The following is a 4,924-nucleotide window of genomic DNA, read 5'->3' as shown; positions in this document are numbered from 1 at the left end:
GCAGGACAGAGGGGGGTATCCCGGGCACAAGGCAAACCGTGGTCTCCCCCCCACAAAAACAAAAACGCCGCGCATCCAGGACACGCGGCGTCTCACAAACTCCATTCCGCCCGCGAACTAGCCGTCGGAGTGCACGATCCCCCGCTCGCGCTCCAGATAGCGCTGGTCGATAGCAGGCAGAGGCTCGCCTTCGATGGCGGATTCGAAGGTACGCAGGCGCTTGTAGATGGACAAGAGCTCGACGATCGTCGTCCAGGAATTGACGAGATACTGGAAGGATCCGGCCACCTGCCCGAAAACATTCTGGATCTGACTCAGCACGCCGAGCGTCAGCTTGCCCGCGGCAATCGACGGGACGAGGATGAAGGTGCCAAACAGATTGTCCGCCTGCAGATAGAAGATGCGGGCGACGTTGAAATACATGTAGTGGAAGTAGAGGCGGAAATAGTTGCGGCGCACGTTGGCGAAGAGTTGCGCCACCGTGATCGGATCGGCACGGTCGTCATGGTCCTCACCGTAGACCAATTCCTTGCGGTAGGCCGCTTCGACACGCTGGTTGCGGAATTCCAGCCCTGGAAGCTTGACGCCGACCGCCGCCAGAAAGACGGTTCCGAACAGCGCCCAGCAGATCGACGCCCAGACGAGCGCATGCGGAACTTCGCCGATGAGCGGCAGCTCGGTGACCGTATTCGAAAACTTGAAGAGAACAGGCAGGAACGCGATCAGCGTCATGACCGAACTGACGAGATTGACCCCAAGGCCTTCGACCGTCGTCGAAAACCGCATCGTATCTTCCTGCACACGCTGCGAGGCGCCTTCGATGTGCCTGAGCTGCGGCCAGTAGGACATGTAGAATTCGTTCATCGCCGTGCGCCAGCGGAAGATCCAGTGGCTGACGAAGAACAGGTTCAGCATGCCGACGGTGATGGCGACGAAGGCGATCCCGGCGAAGCCCGTCATGCCCCAATAGAGATCGGCGGCCGTCGGGATAGGCGCCTGCCGCGCCAGCGCCCGCTGGATCATGTCGTAGAACGGACCGTACCAGGCATTGATGGCGACGCTGACCTGCACCGAGAAATAGGTGTTGAAGATGATCAGCGCCGAGCCGAGGACCGACCACATCTGCCAGCGATGCGGGCAGTAGGTGAACCAGAAGCCCGCGAAGATGGCGACGAAGACGACGTAGTAGATGTAGAACCACAGGAACGGCGTCGACCAGAACACGGACACGCCGATCGGCGCTTCCTGACCTGCGGCCAGTGGCGGCAGGCCGATCGCGGCGCCGAGGCTCGAGCCTCCGAAATACCAAAGGAGAACGCCGATGAGCGCCCAGACGACGGCCGATGTGAAGAAGAGTTTCGGCTTCGGGAAGTAGGATAGAAACACGGGTGGGATTGCTTTCCTGAACGAGTGTCTTCGCAAGCTCTATAAGAGCGATTGCGCCGGAAATTAAGGCAGTTCGCGGAAAGCGGCAATGGCCTGACGCCATTGTTACGCAATTGTAACCGCTTAGGAGAGCTTCTTGATCACAGGCATGACCATGGCGGCGCAGATGACGAGCGCCACGGCCGCCACATAGGTGGGCGCGACGAAGCTTCCCGTGCGCTCGGCAAGCGCGCCGGCGACGATGGGCCCGACGATCTGGCCAAAGCCGAAGGCCGCCGTCATCATCGCGAATGCCCGGCGCGGGCTTGCCGGAACCAGCTTGCGGCCGATCTGCAGCCCGTAGGCTGTAATCGCCAGGAACGTCGCGCCAAACAGCGCCCCGCCGATCAGCGGCGCCACCGATGGCGGCAGCATCACGGTTGCGAGCACGCCGAGCGCCTCGACCAGAAGGGCCGCGACATAGATCCAGCCGAGCCCGAGCGGCCGCACGAACGGCTTCCACGCAAACAGCGCGACGGCAGACGTCAGCCCGGCGATGAACCAGCAGAGGAATTCGACCACGGCACCTGATGCCGCCATCCGGGCTATGGTGACGAGGAAGGTGGCGGTGATGACATAGCCGAAGCCGAACAGGCCATAAGAGAGCGTGACCAAGAGCATCGGCCGGCTCCAGGTGATCGGCGGCTCCTTGCCGGTCTGCCCGCTGACGACGGGGCCGGAAGGCAGAAGCAGCCAGACAAGCACGAGACTGATCGCCGAATAGATCGCCCCGCCGATCCAGTCGATCCGCCAAGCATCCGGGCCGCCATGCGCGATGAGCCCGATGACGAAGACCATCACCGACGACAAGGCGATCCCCGCCCCCGGCCCACCGAAATGCGCCGACTGCACATGGTCGTTGCCGGCAGCGGCGCCGTGGCTGAGCACGATGGACGAGGTGAAGATCATCGCAAACGCGCTGGCGAGACCGGCGAGAAAGCGGATGACGGCAAAGAGCATGACCGAATGGGTCATGGCCATCGCGGCGATCAGGATGGCGTTGGCGAGAAGCGCCGACAGCGCCACCTTCCGCTCCCGCCCCGCCGCCCAGCCATAGGCGGCGAGAACCGCGCCCACGAGATAGCCGACGAAATTGGCGGACGCGATGAAGCCGGCATCGGCGGCCGACAGCGGCACGCCGCTCATCATCCCAGGCAGGATCGGCGTGTAGGAAAAGCGCCCGAAGCCCATGGCCGCCGCCATGGCGATCATTCCGGCCAGAGCTGTGCGAAACAGGGGTGCGTGGGGAGTTTCATTACGAGCCAACATGGCTCGCTTATCGCGCCGCACACCGCGAGCCGCAATCAAGATTTTCTGATGAACCCATCAATTCCGGAAATTTTCGGCCTGCCCTTGAAACGCCATATCTTACGATATATGTTTTACGACATAATCAACGATACATCATAAGGAGTGATCGATGAGAGGTTTTAGAGGTGGAATGATGGGTGGCGGCGGCTTTCGCATGGGGCGGAAGTTCGCGGCAGGCGACCTGCAGCTGGTGATCCTGGCGCTTCTGGCCGAACAGCCGCGCCATGGCTACGAGCTGATCAAGCTTTTGGAAGAGCGCTCCGGCGGCTTCTATGTCCCGAGCCCCGGCGTCATCTATCCGGCGCTGACCTATCTGGAAGAAACCGGTCTCGCCGAGGTCGAGGCGGAGGGCACGAAGAAGCTCTACCGCATCACCGAAAGCGGCCGCAAACAGGTCGAGGAGAACAGTTCCATGATCGAAATGACGCTTGGAAAGCTGGAACGCATCGGGGAGAAGATGGCGCATGTGCGCCGCATCTTCGATCCGGAAAGCCGCGGTCCGGAAAGCTATGGCAGGGAACGCGAGGAAGAAGCCTTCCCCGAAGACAAGAGCGAAGTCGTCGCCGCCCGCATGCTTCTGAAATCGGCGCTGAAGCTGCGCTATCCCTGGTCGAAGGACGAAGCCAAGCGCATCGCCGGCATCCTGGAACGCGCCGCCGCCGAAATCCTGCAGCAGCCGAAGAACGACTAATCACCACCGGCTTCACCAAGCCAAATGGAAACGCCCTGCTCTATGAGCAGGGCGTCTCGCATTATAGGTCCGTTATATCGTAAGACAGATCGTCGAAACCGGTTTTACGCCTGCCCGTCCGGCAGCGTCAGGATCATCGGCCCGTTGCGGGTCGCGACCACGGTATGTTCGTATTGCACCGTCGGCGCCTGCGGATCGGCATAGAGCGTCCAGGCATCGTCGCCGCCTTCGGCCCATGTGGCGCCGAGCGACAGGAAGGGTTCGACGGTGAACACCAGCCCATCCGTCATGATCCGCTTTTCGGACGGGTCCGGCCATGTCGAAAGCTCGCCCGGCTCCTCGTGCAGCGAGCGGCCGACACCGTGGCTGGCGAGATTCGCCACCAGCGTATAGCGGTTCTTGGCCGCGAACGCGCCGATCGCCTGGCCGATCTTGGCCAGCGGCTCGCCCGATTTCACCTGGTTGAGACCGACCCAAAGCGCCCGCTTGCCGTCGCGGCAGAGCTTGTCGAGCTTCGATTTCGACGGCGGCACGACGAAGGAGGCGCCGGTATCGGAGAAGAAACCGTCCTTTTCGGCCGAGACGTCGATATTGACGAGATCACCAGGACGGATGACGCGCGAACCGGGAATGCCGTGCGCGATCTCCTCGTTGACGCTGATGCAGGTTGCACCCGGAAACTGGTAGCAGAACTCCGGCGCCGAGCGCGCGCCGGCACTTTCGAGCACCTTGCGGCCGATATCGTCGAGCTCCTGCGTGGTGATCCCCGGCTCCATGGACGACGCCATGATCTGGATCGCGTTGGCGCAGATGCGGCCGATCTCTTTGAGCTTCAGGAGTTCGTCTTCAGTCTCGATAATCATGAAATTCCGTTTCCGGCCCTAAGGTTACGGCCGGTCGGCCGGCTCTCGAATCTGGAACAGAACACGACGCCGGGGGAAATCCAATTCATCCTTTACGCCATGAAGCTCCTGCTTTAGGCGCTGGCTTTCGCCCCTTCGCCGCTCTCAGTCAATGCCTTTCTGACGATCGGCGCGACTTTCGTGCCGTAGAGCTCGATCCCGCGCATGATCTGGTCGTGCGGCATCAGGCCGATCGCCATCTGCAACAGGAAGCGATCGTTCTTGAAGAGCTTGTGATGCGCGATGATCTTCTCGGCCACCACTTCAGGATCGCCGACGAAGAGCGCCCCCTTCGGCCCGCGCGAGGCGTCGAAATGCGGGCGGCTGGTCGGCCCCCAGCCGCGCTCGCAGCCGATCCGGTTCATCACTTCCGCCTGCGGCCCGTAAAACTGATCGGCCGCCGCATCCGTGGTATCGGCGACGAAACCGTGCACGTTGATCGATGTCTTGAGCTTGGCCTGATCCTGCCCTGCCCGCCGTGCCGCCTCGCGGTAGAGATCAAACAGCGGCGCAAACCGATGCGGCTCGCCGCCGATGATGGCAAGCGCCACCGGCAGCCCGAGCGCGCCGGCGCGCGCCACCGACTGCGGAGATC

The 4,924-nt window shown here is 62.3% G+C and carries 5 protein-coding genes; 1 reads left to right on the top strand and 4 read right to left on the bottom strand.

The features are described from left to right. Positions 1-117: 117 nt before the first annotated feature. Together sbmA and B3605_RS14890 are read right to left on the bottom strand one after the other, a co-directional pair. Entirely contained in the window at positions 118-1,386 is a 1,269-nt protein-coding gene (gene sbmA / locus B3605_RS14895) for a peptide antibiotic transporter SbmA (RefSeq protein ID WP_112943849.1), read from the bottom strand. Positions 1,387-1,509: 123 nt separating this feature from the next. Next, positions 1,510-2,694: an MFS transporter gene (locus B3605_RS14890; protein ID WP_112943848.1), complete on the bottom strand. Its 1,185-nt coding sequence runs from the start codon at positions 2,692-2,694 to the stop codon at positions 1,510-1,512. A gap of 151 nt (positions 2,695-2,845) precedes the next feature. Between B3605_RS14890 and B3605_RS14885 the strand changes: the two genes are divergently transcribed. Then, positions 2,846-3,427 carry a PadR family transcriptional regulator gene (locus tag B3605_RS14885; protein ID WP_047506258.1) on the top strand — a complete coding sequence of 194 codons (582 nt, stop codon included), beginning with the start codon at positions 2,846-2,848 and terminating at the stop codon, positions 3,425-3,427. 104 nt (positions 3,428-3,531) lie between these two features. On the opposite strand, the gene map is transcribed toward B3605_RS14885, so the two are convergent. Both map and B3605_RS14875 read right to left on the bottom strand, forming a co-directional pair. Further along, complete coding sequence (map, locus tag B3605_RS14880) at positions 3,532-4,290, bottom strand: type I methionyl aminopeptidase (RefSeq protein ID WP_047506259.1); 759 nt, start codon at positions 4,288-4,290, stop codon at positions 3,532-3,534. 113 nt (positions 4,291-4,403) lie between these two features. After that, a partial coding sequence (locus B3605_RS14875; RefSeq protein WP_296434765.1) for an LLM class flavin-dependent oxidoreductase occupies positions 4,404-4,924 on the bottom strand: 521 nt, incomplete at its 5' end.

It is taken from the genome of Rhizobium sp. UBA1881, assembly GCF_002338015.1.
Lineage (GTDB): Bacteria > Pseudomonadota > Alphaproteobacteria > Rhizobiales > Rhizobiaceae > Rhizobium.
Note: the sequence above shows the minus strand (reverse complement) of the source record. Positions and strands in the feature narration are given on the sequence as shown.

What these genes read in the sequence shown, in the direction of transcription:
- B3605_RS14890 (WP_112943848.1), bottom strand. Translation starts at nt 2,694, where the DNA reads ATGTTGGCTCGTAATGAAACTCCCCACGCACCCCTGTTTCGCACAGCT.
- B3605_RS14885 (WP_047506258.1), top strand. Translation starts at nt 2,846, where the DNA reads ATGAGAGGTTTTAGAGGTGGAATGATGGGTGGCGGCGGCTTTCGCATG.
- map (WP_047506259.1), bottom strand. Translation starts at nt 4,290, where the DNA reads ATGATTATCGAGACTGAAGACGAACTCCTGAAGCTCAAAGAGATCGGC.